The sequence below is a fragment of the Spirosoma validum genome, assembly GCF_014699035.1.
Classification (GTDB): Bacteria; Bacteroidota; Bacteroidia; order Cytophagales; family Spirosomataceae; genus Spirosoma; species Spirosoma validum.
Genome location: NZ_JACXAA010000005.1, coordinates 409469 through 430248, shown reverse-complemented (window position 1 = coordinate 430248; position 20780 = coordinate 409469). Strand labels below are relative to the sequence as shown.

At 48.4% G+C, this 20780-nt stretch carries 15 protein-coding genes; 8 read left to right on the top strand and 7 right to left on the bottom strand.

Translation table 11 applies throughout. The features are described 5' to 3' along the window. Positions 1–40: 40 nt before the first annotated feature. On the bottom strand, positions 41–3109 hold the full coding sequence (locus tag IC230_RS16305; RefSeq protein ID WP_191040102.1) for a tetratricopeptide repeat protein: 3069 nt from the start codon (positions 3107–3109) through the stop codon (positions 41–43). A gap of 255 nt (positions 3110–3364) precedes the next feature. Here IC230_RS16305 and IC230_RS16300 point away from each other — a divergent pair, with 255 nt between their 5' ends. From IC230_RS16300 to IC230_RS16290, 3 genes are all read left to right on the top strand, one after another. Beyond that, positions 3365–5221 carry a M61 family metallopeptidase gene (locus IC230_RS16300; protein ID WP_191040101.1) on the top strand — a complete coding sequence of 619 codons (1857 nt, stop codon included), beginning with the start codon at positions 3365–3367 and terminating at the stop codon, positions 5219–5221. Positions 5222–5296: 75 nt separating this feature from the next. After that, positions 5297–6031, top strand: coding sequence for a CPBP family intramembrane glutamic endopeptidase (locus IC230_RS16295; RefSeq protein WP_191040100.1), 735 nt, complete (start codon positions 5297–5299; stop codon positions 6029–6031). An 8-nt stretch (positions 6032–6039) separates the two neighbouring features. Further along, entirely contained in the window at positions 6040–7254 is a 1215-nt protein-coding gene (locus tag IC230_RS16290; protein ID WP_191040099.1) for a DUF5009 domain-containing protein, read from the top strand. Between the two features lie 22 nt (positions 7255–7276). Here the strand turns inward: IC230_RS16290 and IC230_RS16285 are convergent, their stop codons facing one another. The 5 genes from IC230_RS16285 to topA form a co-directional block, all read right to left on the bottom strand. After that, on the bottom strand, positions 7277–7717 hold the full coding sequence (locus IC230_RS16285; protein ID WP_191040098.1) for a hypothetical protein: 441 nt from the start codon (positions 7715–7717) through the stop codon (positions 7277–7279). A 54-nt stretch (positions 7718–7771) separates the two neighbouring features. After that, a complete protein-coding gene (locus tag IC230_RS16280; RefSeq protein ID WP_191040097.1) occupies positions 7772–8155 on the bottom strand; it encodes an iron chaperone in 384 nt (127 codons plus the stop codon). A gap of 150 nt (positions 8156–8305) precedes the next feature. Continuing rightward, complete coding sequence (locus IC230_RS16275) at positions 8306–8998, bottom strand: SIR2 family NAD-dependent protein deacylase (protein WP_191040096.1); 693 nt, start codon at positions 8996–8998, stop codon at positions 8306–8308. Positions 8999–9123: 125 nt separating this feature from the next. Further along, on the bottom strand, positions 9124–11403 hold the full coding sequence (locus tag IC230_RS16270; RefSeq protein ID WP_191040095.1) for a glycoside hydrolase family 20 protein: 2280 nt from the start codon (positions 11401–11403) through the stop codon (positions 9124–9126). 290 nt (positions 11404–11693) lie between these two features. Continuing rightward, complete coding sequence (topA, locus tag IC230_RS16265) at positions 11694–14396, bottom strand: type I DNA topoisomerase (protein WP_191040094.1); 2703 nt, start codon at positions 14394–14396, stop codon at positions 11694–11696. A gap of 378 nt (positions 14397–14774) precedes the next feature. Between topA and IC230_RS16260 the strand changes: the two genes are divergently transcribed. After that, on the top strand, positions 14775–15635 hold the full coding sequence (locus IC230_RS16260; RefSeq protein WP_191040093.1) for a DUF4349 domain-containing protein: 861 nt from the start codon (positions 14775–14777) through the stop codon (positions 15633–15635). A 47-nt stretch (positions 15636–15682) separates the two neighbouring features. Here the strand turns inward: IC230_RS16260 and IC230_RS16255 are convergent, their stop codons facing one another. After that, positions 15683–16153 carry an Lrp/AsnC family transcriptional regulator gene (locus tag IC230_RS16255; RefSeq protein WP_191040092.1) on the bottom strand — a complete coding sequence of 157 codons (471 nt, stop codon included), beginning with the start codon at positions 16151–16153 and terminating at the stop codon, positions 15683–15685. 108 nt (positions 16154–16261) lie between these two features. Between IC230_RS16255 and IC230_RS16250 the strand changes: the two genes are divergently transcribed. The 4 genes from IC230_RS16250 to IC230_RS16235 all read left to right on the top strand — a co-directional run bounded on the left by IC230_RS16250 (position 16262) and on the right by IC230_RS16235 (position 20730). Then, positions 16262–17719 (top strand): CoA-acylating methylmalonate-semialdehyde dehydrogenase, encoded by a 1458-nt coding sequence (locus IC230_RS16250; protein WP_191040091.1) that lies wholly within the window; start codon positions 16262–16264, stop codon positions 17717–17719. 29 nt (positions 17720–17748) lie between these two features. Beyond that, a complete protein-coding gene (locus tag IC230_RS16245; protein WP_191040090.1) occupies positions 17749–19095 on the top strand; it encodes an aminotransferase class III-fold pyridoxal phosphate-dependent enzyme in 1347 nt (448 codons plus the stop codon). A 108-nt stretch (positions 19096–19203) separates the two neighbouring features. Beyond that, the gene (locus IC230_RS16240; protein ID WP_191040089.1) at positions 19204–19680 is read left to right on the top strand and encodes a GNAT family N-acetyltransferase; all 477 of its coding nucleotides are present in this window, start codon (positions 19204–19206) and stop codon (positions 19678–19680) included. Further along, positions 19681–20730, top strand: coding sequence for a nucleoside hydrolase (locus IC230_RS16235; protein WP_191040088.1), 1050 nt, complete (start codon positions 19681–19683; stop codon positions 20728–20730). It begins immediately after the preceding gene. Positions 20731–20780: the final 50 nt, after the last annotated feature.

The following is a 20780-nucleotide window of genomic DNA, read 5'->3' as shown; positions in this document are numbered from 1 at the left end:
CCATTGTTCTTACTTTTCATTCTTCATTCTTCACTCTTCATTAATTTTTGCTTTCAAGCGTGGCCAATTTTTGTTTGGCTTCGGCGATAATGGTTTCGTCGGATGAGTTTTCGATGATTGAATTCAGAACGGCCTTAGCCTGCGTCGTTTCGTCTAGCGCTACGTTGTTATCGGCAACCAGAATAAACGCTTTGCCTTTCCAGTACTCAAAGTCGGCGAACTGTTCGTTAAACTTCAGCAACGTAGCCGTCGACTCTTTGTACTTTTTCTGTTTGTTCTGGATTTCACCAAGATGATAGAGGGCTTCAGCGCCATTCACGTCTTTGGCTAGCGCGATGGTTTTATCGAATTCCGTTTGAGCCGTTTTATAATCACTTTTCGCAAGGGCTACTTTGCCCAGCATAAGTTGAGCCCGATTTTGAGCACCCGGCACCACGCTTCCAGCCGCTACGATGTCGCGGGCAAGAATGGCCGCGGAATCCAGCTTTGGATAAACGAAATACGTATCCATCATGCCTAGTTGGGCCGTAACCTGATCGGGTTTTCCGCTGGCTTTGCTCAGAATAACCCGATAATTCTGAATGGCACGCGGATAATTTTTCTGCTTTGATTCCAGGTCCGCAGCCCGCGTGGCAGCACGTATTAGATAATCAGATTTGTTGTCGGCAATGATTTGATTATAGTACCGAAGGGCATTCGCAGGGTCGTTGGTTTGCCGATAAGACTCCGCTATGTAATAGCGAGCTTCGTTCGTGCTTGGACTGTTGGGGTATTCCTGCATGAACGCTTGCAGCGACTGAATGGCCTGAGCGTATTTCCCATTCGCGTAAATATCCTTGGCGTTGTCAAACTGCACGCGCTCAACATCGGTACTGCCCGGATTGCTTTTCTTGTACTGGCCGAGCACCTGCGAAAACTCTTCTGGTCGACCAGCATCACTCAGCGCATTCTGAATGCCAAGCAATGCGCTTTGGGCCTGTTCTGAGTTACCGTAGTTATCCAGAATTCGTTTGTAATCGGCAACCGCCGGATCATACTGCTGTATGTTTCCGTAAGCAATGGCGCGTTTCAGCAAGGCCGCCGGAATTAGTGAACTATTGGGTTTGTCCTGAATCAGCTTCGTAAAGCCCTGAATGGCCACCTGATACGAACCCTTCTCGAAATCGACGTTAGCCCGTTGAAATAGTGATTCGTCAACGAAACGTGAGTTCGGATACTGGCGCTGTACCTGATCAAACTGAGATTTCGCTTCGGTGTCACGACCAAGGTAACTTAACGTAACGGCTTTCTGATACGAGGCATAATCTTTGTCAGCGGCATTCTGTGCAATTGCCTGATCGTAGGATCGTAGCGCATTTTCATACTGCTTTGTCGCCAGATACGAGTCCGCCAGGCGAATGGTAGCATCCTGGACCTGCGCCTGGTCGTCAACGCTGGCTCGTTTGCCTACAAAATCGCGGAAATACGTAGCGGCATTGCCGTAGTCTTTCTTGTTATAATACGCATAGCCGAGTCCATATAAGCTTTTCGTAGCGTAGGTCGAACCCGACTTAGATACGCTGGCATAAATTGGAATGGCCGTATCGTACTGTTTACCGGCTGAGTAGGATTCACCTTTCCAGAACTGTGCAGCTTGTTGTAATTCAGTATCAACCGGAAATTTCAGTGACTTATCCAGATTCGCCACCGCCTGCGGATAGCGTTCAGCGTTGAAATCATTGACACCCTGGTTGTAGGTCAATCGCTGATACGTAGCGTTAATTTTGGGTGTCCGTTTTTTTAGCCCTTCAATATAGGCAATAGCTGCCGGGTAATTGTTTGAGGCAAAGTACGCTTCGCCAACCAGTTCATTCGCTTCGTTCTCAAATTTGCTATTCGGATACTGCTTCAGAAAGGCCGTTAATTCCTTTACAGCGTCAGCTCCATTGTTCTGATCTAATTGAAGTTTGGCATGGTTAAAGCGAGCTTCCTCCTGAATTTCCTGATTAAAAGTTAACCGGCCAGCCTGATCGAATGCATTTAAAGCATAACTTGGATTCTGAGTCTGTAAGTAGCTAACCCCCAGGGTGTAAGCTGCGTACTGAGCCGTCGTATCCTTACCCCCTGCCAGTGTTTTTAACTGCGTAATAGCGTCGTTATATGCGCCCGTACGGAACAGCGATTTCCCATACCGAAACTTGACTGCACCGGGCGCTTTTGCTCCAGCCGCTGTAATGTATTGCTTGTAATACGGAATTGCTTTAGCAAACTGATTTTGCTGATAATACACCTCGGCCGTATAAAGAGCCACCTCGCTCATGGCCGAACCACTATTTCGTTTAAGGAGCGGTTCAGTATAGGCCAGTAATTCATCGAACCGGCGTTGCCGATAAAGCGCCTGCGCAATCCAGTTTGGCACCTGATTCTGATACGTTGGGTTTTTCTCGATACGTCGGAAATCGGCAACGGCTTCGTTAAAGTTACGATTGCGGAAGTTGATGACCCCGGCGTAATACGAAGCTGCCGGAGCGTCGGGTGAACTGGTATCGAGTTTTACCTCGTTTAGCAGTGGCAACGCTTTCTGCAAATTCTGCGTATTGTAATAGGAGAGACCCAACTGGTATTTGTACGTAATCTGTTGAGAACTACTACCTCCCTGAGCAACGGCTTTTTCTAAGAAGTCAATGGCCTTTGCATAGTTCTGACGGGTATAGTAGTACGTTCCCAGATCGCCGTAAAGCTGTGCCGCTTTGGGGTGCTGGCTGTGATTCTTGACAAACCGGTCAACGAGCAGCTCTGCACCGGGCTCATCGATGTACAAACTGGCCAGGGCGATATAATACTCGGCTTCGACGGCATTTTGATCGTTGCCGTTAAACAGCGTTTGTGAACCATCACCCCGGCGAGGTTCGAGATATTGCCGAAATTCGTAACGGGCCGCTGCGTAATTCGCTCGCTCGAACAGTTCGATCCCGTTGCGGTAGTGATAATCTGGTTCAGCGTAACTCTGCGTTCGCTGAGCAGTAACGGATAGTGAAGAAAGCAACCCCAGGGTCAGGGTAAACACTAGCCGACTTAGCGAAAAATAGCCTGACTGGCATTGACCCGTGTGGGTGAGTGAATAGGGCATAGATGAAAACAACGATTTTACGTTGGGTTGAGGTTTAAGGTTCAACATCCCAGGTTTCAGATTGTCACGTAGTTCGATAGAGGGCAGGCCCATTAGAACGTTAAACCTTCCACTTGACACATCGATACGTTCAACTGAAACCAGAAACTTTAAACATGAAACTACTTATTCTCTGGATTGCGTCGTAGTTTCGCCAATGAATTGGCAAAATTCACGTTTAATCTGGACAAAAAACGAAGGTATTCCTGTTTCCGTATGAAAAAAAACGCCCGGCTCCTGTATTTACTTACTGTCTGGACATTTTTTATTTTCCTTTCATCAACTGCAAAGCCCCTATCTACTAATGACGAAACCCCCTCAGCAGCATCGCCGGGCATAACCTACGTGCTTTCGATGCCCGAGCCGCAGACCCATTATTTTGACGTGGAGATGCAGCTGAAAAATAGTGCAACGGCGACGAATGCAAAAAAAAACGGGTATCTGGATATCAAAATGCCGGTCTGGACGCCCGGCTCGTATCTGATCCGGGAGTACGCCAAAAACGTCGAGGCCTTTACGGCAACGGCTGCTGGAAAGCCTGTTAAAAGCGAGAAAATCCGAAAGAATGCCTGGCGCGTGTACACAGCTGATGACAACGTAACAATTCGCTATCGCGTTTATGCCAACGAACTTACTGTACGGACGAACTTTGTGGATGCCGATCATGGGTACGTAACACCCGCCAGTACGTTCATGTACCACGACGCGCTGAAAACCATTCCGTTACGTGTCGTTGTGCAACCCTACAAATCCTGGAAATACGTAGCAACCGGGCTAGAACCCGTAGCCGGTGCCAACTTTACCTACGAAGCGCCAGATTTCGACTTGCTGGTGGATTCACCCATTGAAATCGGCAACCACCGAACTTTTGGTTTCACAGCGTCGGGCGTGCCGCATACCGTAGCTATGTTTGGTGATGTGGAATACGACGAAAAGCGCTTACAGGCTGATTATAAGCGCGTTTGTGAAGCCGCTGCAATGGTCATCGGTGAACATCCCTGCAAACATTACACCTTCATCGTGCACCATATCCCTACCGGTGGCGGGGGGCTGGAGCACCTGAATTCGACGACGCTCGAAACGTATCGGAATGCCTATTCAACGGAAGCGAATTACAAAGGCTTTCTAACCCTGGTAGCGCACGAATATTTTCACCTCTGGAACGTAAAGCGTATTCGGCCCGTCGCACTTGGACCGTTCGATTACGAGAATGAGAATTATACGCACATGCTCTGGTTGTCAGAAGGTTGTACGTCGTTTTATGAAGATTACATTCTACGTCGGGCGGGCTTCCATTCACCCGAAACGTACCTCAATATTGTTGCCAACGACATTACGGGTATCGAAAATCAACCAGGCGTGCGCGTGCAGTCGGCGGCTGAATCGAGCTGGGATGCGTGGATTAAAGGGTACCGGCCCAACGAAAACTCAAACAATACGACCATTTCCTACTACAGCAAAGGAAGCGTATTGGGAACGTTGCTGAATCTGGCAATTCTGGCAGGTAATAATGGCGAACGTAGCATGGACGACCTGATGCGATTCCTGTATAACGAGTACTATAAAAAACAGAAGCGCGGGTTTACAGATGATGAATTCCGGAAAGCGGCTGAGCAAACGGCCGGACGTAGTCTCGACGATTTTTTCAACATTGGCGTCAACTCGGCTGACCCGATCAGTTACAATACATATTTTGAACCGGTTGGCCTGCAACTGACCAACGTAGCGTCAAAAACGCAGGACGGATTTTTGGGTGTAGGTGTATCAACTGCGGGCGGGAAATCGACCGTTACGAGTGTTCGGCGCGGATCAGCCGCCTACACCGACGGCCTAAACGTAGGCGACGAAATCCTTTCAGTAGACAGCGTTCGGGTGGGTGATGATTTGTTACGTCTCATTAGCAATCGGCAGGTTGGTGAAACGCTCAACGTATTAGTCAACCGGTCGGGCTTGTTACGTAAAATACCCGTTACGTTAACGCCGAATCCTTTAGCAAGTTATCGGCTAACGCCCTTGCCGAACGTAACAGCTGCCCAAAAGGCACTCTATAACAAGTGGTTGTACATTAAGTAAAACAAATCAGGCTCGGTAGATTATCGGGCCTGATTTGTTTTATACAAAAGCGCTTCATCAGTAAAATTGTGCTTAATGCTACAGCAATTGACATCCCGAGATCAAACGGCTACCGGTACGTATTATCTACCGATTGCCCTATTGTTTGGGATCATTTTCGCTGTTGTCAGGGTAGTCGGAATCCTGGGTCCACTTACCTACCGGTTCGTTCTTCCGTTGGGTTTTATACTCATGGCGTTGATGCCATTTATCTTTCTCAACCGGTCTCAACGGCAGAAAATGGGCTTCTCGCGCAGTAAGAGCCAATCGTTTTATGGGTTGGCTTTGCTGACTGGAATGGTTGCTGCCTTATTCTGTTTTCTGTTAGGTAAAGCCTTCTTTGATACAAGCCTCGACAATTGGTACGTAACTATAAAAAATGCGTATGCAAATACTGTACCTCTGGATAGCAAGGGGGCCTTTCTGATCATCACGATACCTGCTCTTATTTTTAGTCCAGTTGGGGAAGAAATTTATTTCCGAGAATTCTTGCAGGATGCGTTGTCTACACGATTCAATTATCGGGCGAGTGTGGTTAGCGAGTCGTTGTTCTTTGGCATTATTCATCTTTGTCATCATGGCCTCAGTCTGGTGAATCATCAATTTGTTTTTCGTCCCGTTTCGGGGAGTGTATGGGTACTACTTATGTTCCTGACCGCCTGCCTGTTTGCCTGGATAAAACGAAAAAGTGATTCGATTTATCCGGCTATTGCTGCCCACGTTGCGTTTAACTTGACGATGAACGTCTGTATCTTTTATGCGTTAGTTTGAATCCGTGTATGCCTCAGCCAGAAACATTGCTCACTCAATCAAATACGCTATCCGTCACGTCTGTACGGGTTACGTCTATCGACATATTGCGGGCCCTAACGATGGTCCTGATGATTTCTGTCAATGACTTATGGTCATTGACAGACATACCTGCCTGGCTGGAACACGTATCGCACGACGCTGACGGGATGGGACTAGCCGATTCGGTCTTTCCAGCGTTTCTGTTTATCGTAGGGATGTCATTGCCGTATGCCATTGACGCCCGGCGAAAAAAAGGAGATTCGGATGCTACGTTGGTTGGCCATGTTATCATGCGCTCGATTGCCTTGCTGGTTATGGGCGTCTTTCTAGTCAATGGAGAGTCGATTAACGAATCCGCGACGGGTTTGACTCGGGGTGTCTGGAATACCTTGTCATGTCTATCGTTCATTCTGATCTGGAATACATATCCCAAAACCGTAGCGAAATGGATTGTAACTACGAGTAAAGGCTTGGGCGTGGCTATCTTGCTGGCGCTGGCGTTCATTTATCGGGGCGAAGAGGCTCCACGTTTTGCCACGCACTGGTGGGGGATTCTGGGCTTGATAGGCTGGTCGTATCTGGCTGCAGCTTTAGTTACGGTGGTCGCCCGAAATCGAATGCCTGTTCTGGTACTTGCCTGGGTTGCTTTCGCGCTTCTAAGCGTAGCGAATAGTGCAGATTTGTTCCCAGAAGCGGTTCATCTTATTCCCGGCGCGATTAGCGGTGGTACGTTAGTTGGCCTGACGATGGGGGGCGTCGTGATTTCAACGCTTTTTCAGGAGTATCGCCAACGAGGAGATAACAAACAAATGACACTGGTCTTTCTAGTCATCGCCGTAGCACTGATTGGATTAGCACTGTATACGCGTCAGTTCTGGGGAATCAGCAAACTGAGAGAAACACCCGCCTGGCTATTCTTGTGCAGCGCCTTTACGATTCTGGCCTTCATGGCCATCTATTGGCTCACGGACGTAGGCGGAAAAGCAAACTGGTTCACCCTAATCAAACCCGCCGGAACCGATACGTTACTATGCTACCTGATTCCGTACTTCGCCTACGCCGGTATGACGCTTCTGCACCTTCATTTACCAGAAGCTGTGCTCGTCGGTGGGGTTGGCTTACTGAAATCCTTCCTCTTTGCAATCCTGTGCGCCTGGATTACGGGGCAATTGAATAAAGTGGGGGTGAAGTTGAAGTTATGAGTAGATGCCAAACTGGAAGTAATTATTTTAAATAATACTTCTGAACAAGCTTTAATGCCTCTTTTTCATCTTGAGTGCAGACATCACAGAACGTGCCAATGCCGTTTACCGGACCTTCGTATTCCCAGGTAAATGTTTTTGAGTAGTTATCTTTCGGATTACTCACCTTTAACGTAGTGCCAGAGGGCATGATCGTCAGGATGGTATTATTGGGAAACTGGGCGTTAAATCCAGACGTATTATTGACCTGTGCTTTACCTGCGTAGCGTAATTTGACTTCTTTGCGATCCTTACCGTAGGCATACGTAATGTCTTGTCGTTTAGCATCTTTTACCCAGAAACTAAGGTGTTCATACGTATCAGTTCCGGGTTTACCGTACGAATAATTCGCAACGTTCATTTGCGCGTTGGCAATCGTACTGGTAAGCAACACGGTAATAATGGCAATGTTTAGTGTGTTCATTCTTCGGGGATATGCTGATTAACTGACTAATGTATTTATCAAGTAGTAAACTGTTTATCCCTTCATTGTTTTCGTTTTTGCCGCTTTCCCTACGTTTTCCTCAACGCGATACTTCACCATTCTGGCAATCAAATCCAACGGCATGGGCTTATTGAGCGGAAATTGAATCGAGCCCTTTCCTTGTTTGTAAGCCGAAAGTTCTTTCTGAAAGGCTTCATTGCCTTTCGGTGTCGCGTAAAAGCCGATGTGGTTTTTGAATGCAGCAAAGTAAACCAGGTTGCCCTTTAGTGTGAACGTTGGCATCGCGTATTTTATCGTTTCTTCAGCGTCTGGGGCTGCTCTTTTAATCGTTGCACGAATCTGTTGTAACCTCTCCTGAACGTCTTCTGGAAACTCAGCGATGTATTCATCAATGGTGTTGGGTTTATCTGTTGTCATGTGGATTTAGGTTTAGGGTAATGGCTGAAAAATAGAACCGCACCGGCGGACCGGCAGATTTTTATGATAGCTTATGATTTTCGAAGATCATTTAAATCAGATTGATCATAAAAATCTGCCGGTCCGCCGGTGCGGTTCTATTTTCTTTCGTCAATGCAGTAACTCTTCCGCTAATTGCGTTAAGCCAACCGTAGCGGGTTCGGCGATGAACGTAACATTGGGCCGTTTGTGCATGGAAGGGATATTCGGGTCTACGACGTAGATTGGAATGCCCTTTTGAACAGCATAGACCAAACCCGCAGCTGGATATACATTTAGCGACGTACCAACGACGATAAAAATATCGGCTTCGTTGGTAATTTCCAGCGCTAGGTCCATCATAGGTACGGCTTCGCCAAACCAGACAATGTGCGGCCGTAATTGGGAGCCTTTTTCGCAGAAATCACCCGCCTTCAGTTCCCAGCCTTCGATGTCATAAACTAAGTCCGGGTCTTTAGTGCTACGTGATTTAAACAACTCGCCGTGTAGGTGAATCACGTTTGAGGAGCCCGCTTTTTCGTGGAGATTATCGACGTTCTGCGTAATGACCGTTACGTCGTATTTCTCCTCCAGTTTCACAAGGGCAAAGTGTCCTGCGTTGGGCTGAACGCTCAGTGCCTGTTCCCGGCGCTGGTTGTAAAAATCCTGCACCAAAGCTGGATTCCGTATCCAGGCTTCGGGCGTTGCTACGTCTTCGATGCGGTGATTTTCCCATAACCCATCCGACGCCCGGAAGGTGGGAATTCCACTTTCAGCACTGATCCCTGCGCCTGAAAGAACAACGATTTTTTTGCGTGTCTGCATAATAGACAAGATACGAAATTCAGTGGTGAAAAGGTAGCCTGGACTTTAGTCCGGGTAGCCATAGGCTAAAAGATTATAGTTACAAATTAGCCTACGGCTACCCGGACTAAAGTCCAGGCTACCTTTTATTCTACCACAATTTCATCTGTGGCGAACCAGGTTTTTTCGCCCGCATTCGGGTGTCCGGCGGGGCACACACCTATGTTTTTGGCACGAATCCGAACGTAACGGGCGCGAGCGGTCTTGAAATCAGCCACGACGGGCAGAATGTCCCACGGGCCGTTCAACTCATACGTAATGGGCTGAGCAATAGCTTCTTTGAAATCCGTTCCGTCCTTTGATAAAGCAATCTCAACGGAGGTAGGGGGGAAGTTCTTCTCTAAAATAACTTTCAGAAAATTCAATGACACTTTCGTAACGCTCGTTACGTCGCCAAGATCAACCGTTACGTCCATATCGCCGAAGAAATTGGCCCACTGGCGACGATCACGTGGTGTTTCGCCCCGGATACCATCGGTCAGTTTTTTCGTTGTCTGGTCGCTTTTGTTTTCGAGCGGAATGGCATACGTATAGGGCTTATTCTTGCCTTTGTGTAGCGTGAACGTTTGTTGCAAACGACCACCAGCAGATGTCATGGCTTTAACTGTGGTGGTTTTGGTTAACGTAAATGGGCCAATGTATTCGGTGCTACGTTCGTTTGGCTCCTTGCCGTTGAGCGTATAGAAAATCCGGCTATCGGAATCGAGTTTTTTCAGAACCACTTGCAACTGTCCCTGCTCGTTGCCCTGAGTCGTAGCTGTAATGTCAAAAAGCCGTTTGGCGTAGTTGACCCCACTAAGTCGGGGCAGGTGATTTTTGAGACGTTGAGCAAAGTCCTCGAAATTATGCGGACCCGCCTGCATCCAACCCAATTCAGCAATGGCAATGGCGCGTGGATAAACCATGTATTCAACTGCTTCGGGCGTGGGTGTATATTCCGTCCAGATATTACCCTGAACGCCCAACACGTATTTCTGCTCGGCGGGTGTTAGCTCCGTTGGCATGGGTTCATAGGCATACACCTGATCGAGCGGCAGATAACCACCAATCGCCAGCGGTTCGGTAGCCGGATTGCCCTGGTAATAATCCATGTAGCAGGTTCCGGTAGGCGTCATCACAACGTTGTGTTTCTGTTTGGCCGCAGCAATACCGCCTTCTGTTCCGCGCCAGCTCATGACGGTGGCGTTCGGCGCCAGACCACCTTCCAGAATTTCGTCCCAGCCGATAATAGCCCGCCCTTTACTGGTCACGAATTTTTCGATGCGCCGAATAAAATAGCTCTGTAGCTCGTGCTCGTCTTTGAGATTATTTTTCTTCATCAGCTCCTGGCAGAACGCACTGTTTTTCCAGGCTGTTTTCGGGCACTCATCACCCCCAATGTGAATGAGTTTTCCGGGAAACAGGGTCATTACTTCCGTCAGTACGTCCTGCAAAAAGCCAAAAGTTTTGTCGGATGGGCAGAATACGTCATCGAACACGCCCCATTTCGTGGCTACCTGGTACGCTTTTGTTGGTTCGCAACCTAATTCTGGATAAGCAGCCAACGCTCCCAGTGCGTGACCAGGCATTTCAATTTCAGGAACAATCGTGACGAACCGGCTTTGCGCGTAGCGCACTACGTCCCGAATCTCATCCTGCGTATAAAATCCGCCGACGGGCTTGCCATCAAATTGCTGCGGGTAATTTTGAAAATACTGTCCAACGACCGTTTCGGCCCGTTTGCTGCCAATCTGCGTCAGTTTCGGGTATTTTTTGATTTCAATACGCCAACCCTGATCGTCGGTTAAGTGCCAGTGAAAGGTATTTTGTTTATGCATCGCCAGTAAGTCGATGTATTTTTTGACGAACGACACAGGCATAAAATTCCGCGATACGTCGAGATGCAATCCCCGGTAACTAAAACGAGGTTTGTCAGTGATAGCACAGGCAGGCATCGTAGCCGTTGCCGACTGACCAACGGGCAACAGTTGCCGCATGGTTTGTGCGGCATAAAACAACCCTTTTGGTGTAGCAGCTTCGGCCAATACGCGCGTTGGCGTTATAGTTAGTTTGTAGCCTTCGTCGCCGAGGTTCAGTTTCTTATTCAGCGTCAGAAAAATATGCGCTCCTTTCGCTAAAGCTGGGCTTGTTCCAGCAACAGGCAGCGTTAATCCATTCGCGGCTTTGACTTGGTTCACAAACGTTTGGGCTACGGCTTTTACGCTCGCATCCGTAGCGGGTGACGTAACAACGCGAGTGCTTGCCGAAAGGGTAAACTGGCCGTTCTGTCCGACAAAGCGGGCTGGAAACGGAATGAGATTGTATTGATTTTCAGTCTGGGCAAATGTCGTGTACGAAAGAAAAAAGAATAAAAGCAGATGTTTCATGCGGAATGACAACGTAGCATATGGTTTAAGCGGCAAAATAGCGATGATTTTCCAAAGGCTCTTAAAAACAAAAGCCTTCCCGACTGGAAAGGCTTTTTGGTGATAATCTTACAAAAGACAAACTGACAAGGTTTTCGATTAATGAACGCCATAATTTTAACCGCTCCGGCAACCCAGCGCAAAGTACGCAGAGATAATCGCGAAGGTCGCCAAGAGTCCTCTGTGCTCTTTGCGGTTGATAAATCAATCAATAAAAAATCCCGCTACGTATCAGTAACGGGATTCTCTTTTTACTTTTTCGCGGCTGCTTTCTTCGCGACCGGTTTTTTCGTGACGGCCGCTTTCGCTTTTGCCGGTGCTTTCGCAGACGGCGCAGCTGTTTTACTGGTAGCTGCTTTTTTTGCGGGTGCCGGGTCATCGCCAGCCAGTTTCAGGCAATCTTCCAGGGTTAACGTAGCGGGGTCAACATCTTTCGGGATCTTGACGTTACGTTTGCCAACCGCCAGATACGGTCCGTATTGCCCATTCACGACCTTTACAGCCGGATTCTCCGGGAATTCCTTAATGTATTTATTCGCTTCGGCCTGACGTTTAGCCAGAATCAGTTCGATGGCCCGGTCGAGCGATAGCCCTGCCAGGGATTCGTTTCGTGGAATCGAAATGTACTTATCCTCATACTTAACATAAGGACCAAATCGCCCTTTTCCAGTCGTGACAAGCTTCCCTTCGTACTCGCCTATCGATTCGCTAACCGACTCCGCCCGTTTCTGCTGAATGAGCTGAATGGCACGATCCGCGTCAATCGAGTAGGGGTCATCTTCCTTTGTCAGCGAAACGTATTTGTCGTCATGCTTCACGTAGGGGCCGAATTTGCCGATTCCGATCGTCATGGCTTTATCTTCAAAGAAACCAACTTCGCGGGGCAGCGAAAACAAATCCAGTGCATCCTGCAACGTAATGGTTTCGATAAGCTGTCCGTCGCGCATGTTGGCGTATTGCGGTTTTTCGTCGTCCGTCGATTCACCAATTTGCGCGTAGGCACCATATTTACCCAAGCGGGCCGACACTTTCTTGCCGGTACGTGGATCGAGACCGAGTTCCCGCGCACCTGTCTTGAAGGATACGATCGACGATCCCTGAATCTCTTCAATATTCTTGTGGAAATCGCCGTAGAAGCCTTCCAGCATGGTTTGCCAGTTCATCTTGCCATCGGCAATTTCATCGAAATCTTTCTCCACCGTTGCCGTGAATTTATAATCCACAATGTCCGGGAAATATTCGACCAGAAAATCATTGACAACGATACCCGTGTTGGTTGGGAACAGCTTCGCTTTTTCGGAGCCAAAGGTTTCTCTGCCGCTGGTTTCGTTGATGTTGTTGTTCTGGAGTGTATATTCTATGTACTTCCGTTCCTGACCGGGTTTGTCCTGCTTGGTAACGTAGCCCCGGTTGATAATGGTTGAAATCGTTGGCGCGTACGTCGACGGACGACCGATGCCCATTTCTTCCAGTTTCTTCACCAGTGAGGCTTCCGCGTAACGGGGTTGCGGACGGGTAAACTTTTCCGTCGCTTTCATCTGACCAAGATTCAGAATTTGTCCGATGTTCAGCGGGGGCAACATGCCTTTCGAGTCTTCATCGTCCTCGTCATCTTTCGATTCGAGATAAACCCGCAGAAAGCCGTCGAACTTAATGACTTCGCCTTGCGCAACCAGCTCATTCGGGAACGTAGTGTTCGTGGCTGGAGTCTGCGAATTAAAAGCTGTTTTCTGTGCCGGATCGAAATCTTCGCCGAATACATCGAAACTAAGATCCTGCTGAACAGTAGCTCCTGACGCGCCGTTCGCAAACCGGATGCTGATCGTTACAATCGTCCGCTCGAGCTGAGCGTCCGCCATTTGAGAGGCAATGGCCCGTTTCCAGATTAGTTCATATAGCCGTTTCTGATCGCGGTCGCCACCGGCATTACGGTCGTTGAAATTCGTCGGACGGATGGCTTCGTGGGCCTCCTGAGCCGATTCATTCTTCGTCTTAAATTGCCGGGTCTGTACGTATTTCGGACCAAACTCTGTTTCGATTTCGGTTTTGGCCTTATCAATGGCTTCCTGCGAGAGGTTCGTTGAGTCGGTCCGCATGTACGAAATCTTACCGGCTTCGTACAGGTTCTGAGCAATCCGCATTGTACGATCCACGGAATAACCCAGTTTGCGCGACGATTCCTGTTGCAGTGTCGACGTAGTAAAGGGTGGAGCGGGCGACTTTTTGGCGGGTTTGACTTCTAAATTCTTGATGGTGAACGTAGCACCGATACAAGCTTCCAGAAATTTTCGAGCCTCGCCGGACGTCGGGAAGTTTTTAGGCAATTCCGCATTAAGAACTTTATTACCATCGACAATAAACTGCGCCGTAACTTTAAACGACGATTTTGCCGAGTGTTTATCAATCTCCCGCTCGCGCTCAACCACAAGACGTAGCGCCACGGATTGAACCCGACCAGCCGATAAGCCTGTGCTGCCGCCTTTGATCTTGCGCCAAAGTACGGGCGATAGCTCATAACCTACCAGCCGGTCCAGCACACGCCGGGCCTGTTGAGCATTCACTAAATCGACGTCGATGGTGCGGGGAGATAAAATAGCGTTCTGAATTGCATTCTTCGTGATTTCGCGGAATACGATTCGCTTGGTGTTGTCCCGCAGGCCCAGAGCTTCCTTCAAATGCCACGAAATAGCTTCGCCCTCGCGGTCATCATCCGTAGCCAGCCAAACCTCATCGGCCGATTTCGCCAATGATTTTAATTCACTGACTAACTTCTTTTTGTCGGGTGAAATTTCGTAGGATGGTCGAAATCCATTTGCTACGTCCACAGCCAGCCCATCTTTGGGCAGATCGCGTACGTGACCAAAACTAGACTTCACCGTAAAGTCCTTGCCGAGGTAGCCTTCGATGGTTTTCGCTTTCGCCGGCGACTCCACTATGACTAAGTTTTTTGACATAATTCGAGGTTCAGATTGAAACTATCTTCGCTGCCTTTTATTGCGAAGCATCTGTATGGACAGAGCGTATATTCCGGACAAAAACGGGCTTGCCATTCCTGGTCTGATTATATGCCTCGGGCCAAATATAGACGCAAAAGCACTGACTTGTGCAAGACAAGTTATGTACGATACAATAAAACGGGGGGATTGTCGGGCCGCTCAACCGGCTATACAAGGATAACAACAGCTAATGGCTCACAGTTCGGTTACGATGCGCGAAATCCTTAAAAATAAGTGATATGACGTGTTTTTGTCGAATAATAAAATTAAAACGACCTCATATGGAAATTATCATCGGTAGGCATCTTACAGGGAGGGAATAACGTATTGACCACTATGAATAATTTTTTAGCTCTTGGGCTGTTGCTGGTCGTTATGGCCTGCCAGTCAAAGCCCACTAACCGTGAAACTGATCAACACGCGATGGCAGATGTGGCTTTACTGCAGCCATCAGCACTTACCCAGGACGCTACGTCTTCTCCACAACAAGGTAAGAAGGTGAGGAATGAACAATCGGTTCAGCCTACGCCCGCTATTAATCAAAAAATTATCCGCAATGCGCGGGTACGTATTCGTGTGGATGATTTTAAGGCATCAGGGCAGGCTATCGAGCAGGCTGTTCACCAGCAAGGGGGACAGATTACGAATTCAAACGAAACAAAAACCGATAACACGATCGAAAATGCGCTGACGATACGGGTGCCTGCCAATCAGTTTGACGCTTTACTGACGGCTGTGGTGAATGAATCGATTTATACCGATATAAAAACGATTACGGTTGATGATGTCACACGACAGTACGTAGATGTGGAAGCTCGCATACGGAGCAAAAAAGTCGTAGAAGAAACCTACCTGAACTTGCTGAAACAGGCTCGTAGTGTGGAAGATGTGTTGAAAATAGAGGAGCAACTGGGTCAGATTCGGGAGGAGCGCGAAGTGCAGGAAGCTGAGTTACGTCAGCTCAAAGACAACGTAGCTCTCAGCACCATTAGTCTGACGTATTACCAGCAGACGGCGACCGCCCTGCGGCCTGAAGAGCCATTCTTCTCGCAGCTCTGGAGTAATTTTAGCGACGGCTTTCGACTGTTAGGATCCGTGTTTATCGGCCTGTTCTATTTTTTGCCAGTTCTCATTGTGGGGGGCGGGATAAGCTGGCTTGTCCGTCGCTGGTATCGACAACGACGGAATACCGCATAATAAATCTGGTGACGATATTTATAGGAATGAATATTGTAGGTAAGCACTCATTTCAATAAATTCAAATCCGGCTGGGCGTATTTGTAGACTTTGAAATACAGCGTTGTTTTGGTCTGATATATCCCCTCGAGCTTTGAGATTTCGTTGATAAACTCGACTAAATGATTGTTTGTCTGGCACATTACGTCCACTTCCAGGTCGTATTCCCCCGATGTGCTCGCCAGAAAGCTCACTTCCGGCATCTTTGAAATTTCCTCAGCAATACGCTCTTTCAACGTAGCGGGCCGGACGTATACCGCTACGTGTGCATAGGCCTGGAAGCCTACTTTTTCCGGATCAACCCGGCCTATGATATTAATGACGCCTTCTTCGATTAAGCGATTGAGCCGGGTTCGGGCTGTACCGACGGATACGTTCAATTGGTCGGCAATTTCCGTAAATGACATGCGCCCGTCTTTCTGTAGGCAGGATAAAATGGCAAAGTCCAGATCGTCCAGCGTACTGTGATTTCGTTCCATTCTCGTGGTTTTGCTTGGTAAAAATATTGTTAAAAGTTGACTTAACTGTAAATTATTTTTAGTTTGCATGCTCAGTTTCTGCAAAAAATGCAGGTGTACAACAAAACTATGAAATATACCCCCATTCAGAATTACATAAATGGACAGTTTGTCGACGCGGCAACTGACCAGACACTGGATGTCATCTCGCCTGTAGATGGTACGCATCTGTCAACGGTTCCATTGTCGACAGCTACGGATTTGGACACAGCCGTGAAGGCAGCCAAAGCCGCATTCCCAGCCTGGAGCCGGACAACGATTAAGGAGAGAGTACAAGTCTTTTTTCGATACAAAGCGCTATTAGAGAAGAATTTAAAAGAGCTGGCTTTGCTGGTTCAGGAAGAGAACGGCAAAACGTACGACGAAGCTGTTGCCGAAATTGAAAAAGGGGCGGAGTTATCGGAATTTGCCTGCTCACTCCCGCAACTCGTGACCGGCGAAATCCTGGAGGTGAGCAAAGGCGTTGAATGCCGGACCGAACACGTGCCTTTAGGCGTCGTGGCCAGTATCGTGCCCTTCAACTTTCCGAGCATGGTGCCGAACTGGACCATTCCGAATGCCATTGCGCTGGGAAACTGTATGATTATCAAGCCATCGGAGAAAGTCCCTCTGAGCGTCGGACGACTAGCAGAGCTATTACAGGATGCCGGTTTGCCCGCGGGAGTTTTTAACGTAGTACACGGCGACAGTGAGGTCGTGAACGCTATTTGTGATCATCCGGGCATCGAAGCCGTCTCGTTCGTCGGCTCGACCAAAATTGCCAAACACGTTTATCAACGGGCTACGAGCAACTTTAAACGCTGTCTGGCATTGGGCGGTGCCAAAAACCACCTGATTGTCCTGCCAGACGCAATTCCCGGCATGACCGCTCAAAACATTACGGCGTCTATGGCAGGTTGCGCAGGACAGCGTTGCATGGCCGCTTCGGCGATGGTAGCCGTTGGTCCGGTTGATCATATCATTGAGAAACTTTGCGAAGAAGCGCAGAAAGTAGTGCCCGGAAAAAACCTGGGCGCCGTTATCAATCGGGCGTCGAAAGAACGTATTGAACGCTACATCACCGAAGCAGAAAGTCAGGGCGCGAAAGTGCTGGTCGATGGACGTAGCCCGAATGTTGAAGGAAAAGAAAACGGTACGTACGTTGGTCCGACGGTGATTGACTACGTAACGCCCGACATGGCTATCGCGCAGGAAGAAATTTTTGGCCCCGTCATCAGCATCATGCGAACGAATACCGTCGATGAAGCACTGGCGATTGAAAACGCGAATCCGTATGGTAACGCGGCCTCTGTTTTTACGCAGAATGGTGGCATGGCCCGCTACGTCATCGACAAAGCGAGTGCGGGCATGGTAGGCGTAAATGTGGGCGTCCCCGTTCCGCGCGAACCGTTCTCGTTCGGCGGCTGGAACGAAAGCCGTTTTGGCGTAGGGGATATTACCGGAAAAAGCTCCATCGAATTCTGGACGAAGCTTAAGAAGAGTACCACCAAGTGGAATCCCGAAGCTGGAATAAACTGGATGAGTTAGTCAAATCGCGAACTTCAAACTAAAAAAATATGCTTGACACAGCAACACTTTCCGAAACGGAGGAAGTCCTCCAGGATAATTTTGATTCAACCGTATTTGTCTGGAGCAAACAAAAAGGTATTTCACCGATTGCGGTTAAATACGGCAAAGGCGTTTATCTGTATGATTACGATGATAAGCGCTACATCGACTTTTCGTCCGGGTTGATGAATGTCAATATCGGGCATGGGAATCAGCGGATTACGGAAGCGGTGGTCCGGCAAATGCAGGAAGTGAGCTACGTAACGCCCTATTGCGTGACGAAGGTTCGGGGTGAACTCGGCAAGAAACTGTCCGAAATCTGCCCCGGCGATCTGAACAAAGCGTACTTTACGTTATGTGGTGCTACGTCGAATGAAGCGGCTATAAAAATGGCACGTTCGTATACCGGTCGGCACAAGATTCTGAGCCGATACCAGTCCTATCATGGCGCTACGTATGGCACCTTATCGGTGGGTGGCGATCCTCGTAAACTGCCCGACGATTCGCAGCAGGCCCCAAATTTTATCCACATCGATATTCCGTACCGGTATCGCTGGAACCACGACGAAGCCAGTATGCTGACCGATTCGGTTGAGCAATTGGAACGAGTCATTGCCTACGAAGGATCTGGTAACATTGCTGCGATTATGCTGGAAGGCGAGTCGGGCACGTCGGGATGTTTACAGTATCCAGTAGGCTATTTAAAAGCTGTTCGGGAGATCTGTGACAAGTACGATATTCTGCTGATTATCGATGAAGTCATGAGTGGTTTCGGACGTACCGGAAAATGGTTTGGCTTTGAAAATCACGGGATTGTGCCGGATATGGTTACGATGGCCAAAGGGATTACCAGCGGATACATTCCATTCGGTTGTCTGATGGTCACAGATAAAATTGCTGCCCGCTATAACGATACGGTCTTGGCAACGGGTATGACCTATAATTCGCACCCGGTGGGTTGTGCGGCTGCGCTCGAAACGCTGAAAATTTACGAAGATGAAAATCTGATTGAGAATGCCGTCGAAATGGGTCAATACGTTGCTGAGCAGGCCGAATTGATGAAGCAAAAACATCCGAGTATCGGCGATTTCCGGACAACGGGCCTGCTGGGTTGCTTCGAAATTGTTAAAAATCGGACCACAAAGGAGCCTATGGCACCGTTCAACGCCAAGCCCGAGGAGATGGCGGTGATGAGCAAAGTCGGGGCTAAAATCAAGGAGCTAGGCATGTACACCTTTGTGCGCTGGAGTTACGTATTTGTGGCCCCACCACTCTGTGTCACGAAAGAGCAGATTGATGAAGGGATGGCGATCATAAGTGAAGCATTGAAAATCGCTGACGAGCATGTTGTTTAACCAATAGAACCGCACCGGCGGACCGGCAGATTTTTATGATGATTATGGTTAGTTATGATCTGCGTGAATCATAATCATCATAAAAATCTGTGTTCTATAAACTTTTCAATGATAATACCTTTGGATAAAAACCTGATATTCAGGCTGGCAACAAAAGATGATCTGTATGAAATCGTTCAAATGCTGCTGGATGACACACTTGGCGCATTGCGAGAGAAACACGACGCTACGTTGTCAGATAGCTACGTAAACGCCTTTGAAAAGATCCAGGCTGATCCAAATCAGGAGTTAACGATTGTTGAATTGAATGGCGAAAAAGTGGCTACGTTTCAACTGTCATTTATTCAATATTTGACGTATCAGGGTGGATTAAGAGCGCAAATTGAAGCCGTACGGACCAAGTCGACGTATCGCGGACAAGGCATCGGGACAAAAGTGTTTGAGTACGCGATTAACCGGGCTAAAGAAAAAGGTTGCCATTTGATCCAACTGACAACCGATAAGCGGAGGCCTGACGCTATCCGATTTTATGAATCGCTGGGATTCGTAGCAACGCACGAAGGAATGAAACGTAAACTTGACTAAATGCTCGCGACAAGACGTAACTTCATTAAAACCGTTTCGGCCGGATCGGCCTCGGCCTTATTGCCTGCCTGGGCATTTGCGTCAGGCGAAAAGCGACAGGCTGATTCCGTAAAACGAATTATTCTGGATAGTGATACCGCTACCGATGATGCGCTGGCCGTTCTGATGGCCGTAATGTCGCCGAAGTTGAAAGTAGAAGCTATTACCATTACGTGCGGTAACGTTGGGTTTGAACAACAGACCAAGAATGCACTGTACACGCTGGAAATGGCTGGTAAAGCCGGCCAAGTTCCAGTCTATCAGGGCTCAGCACGTCCGCTGGTGCGGCAGGTGCACGGAAACGCTACGTATGTGCATGGCAGCGATGGCATGAGCGACGCGCACTTCCCGGACCCGAAACAAAAGTCGGAGAAAGAACACGCTGTCGATGCAATTATTCGTCTGGTCAATGCTAACCCCGGTGAATTGACGCTGGTTGCCATCGGGCCATTGACCAACGTAGCATTGGCGTTACTACGCGATCCATCCATCGCGAAGAAGATTAAGGAGTTGTACTTTATGGGCGGTTTCTATAAATTTTACGGCAACATTAACCCGAGTGCTACGTATAACGCCTGGGTTGATCCAGAAGCTGCCCGGGTCGTGTTTCAGTCTGGAATTCCGCTGACGACGGTTGGTTTCGACGTGAGTGTGAAGAGTTCGGTATTTACGGACGACGATTACGCGAAAGTGGAAAAGCTGGGAACGAAATACTCTGACTTTTTCATGAAGATTAACCGCGTTCGCCGGGTGTATTGCAAAGAGCACCAGAAAATGAACGGTTCGAATCACCCCGATGCGATTACGATTGCCGCCGTGATTGATCCGACAATCATATCGGAAAAAGTGTCGCGTTACGTAGATGTTGAAACACGTGGCGAATTAACGTTAGGCGCTTTGGCGATTGACGAACTGGGCGTTTGGGGTAAACCGCCGAATGCGACGATTTGTGTCGAAGCCGACGAAGCTAAATTCAAGAAAATGGTCTTCGATACGTTGAAAATGAGCTAAATAGTTTGTAGTTTACAGTTTACCGGCAGAATAACTTTGACAAAGTTCAA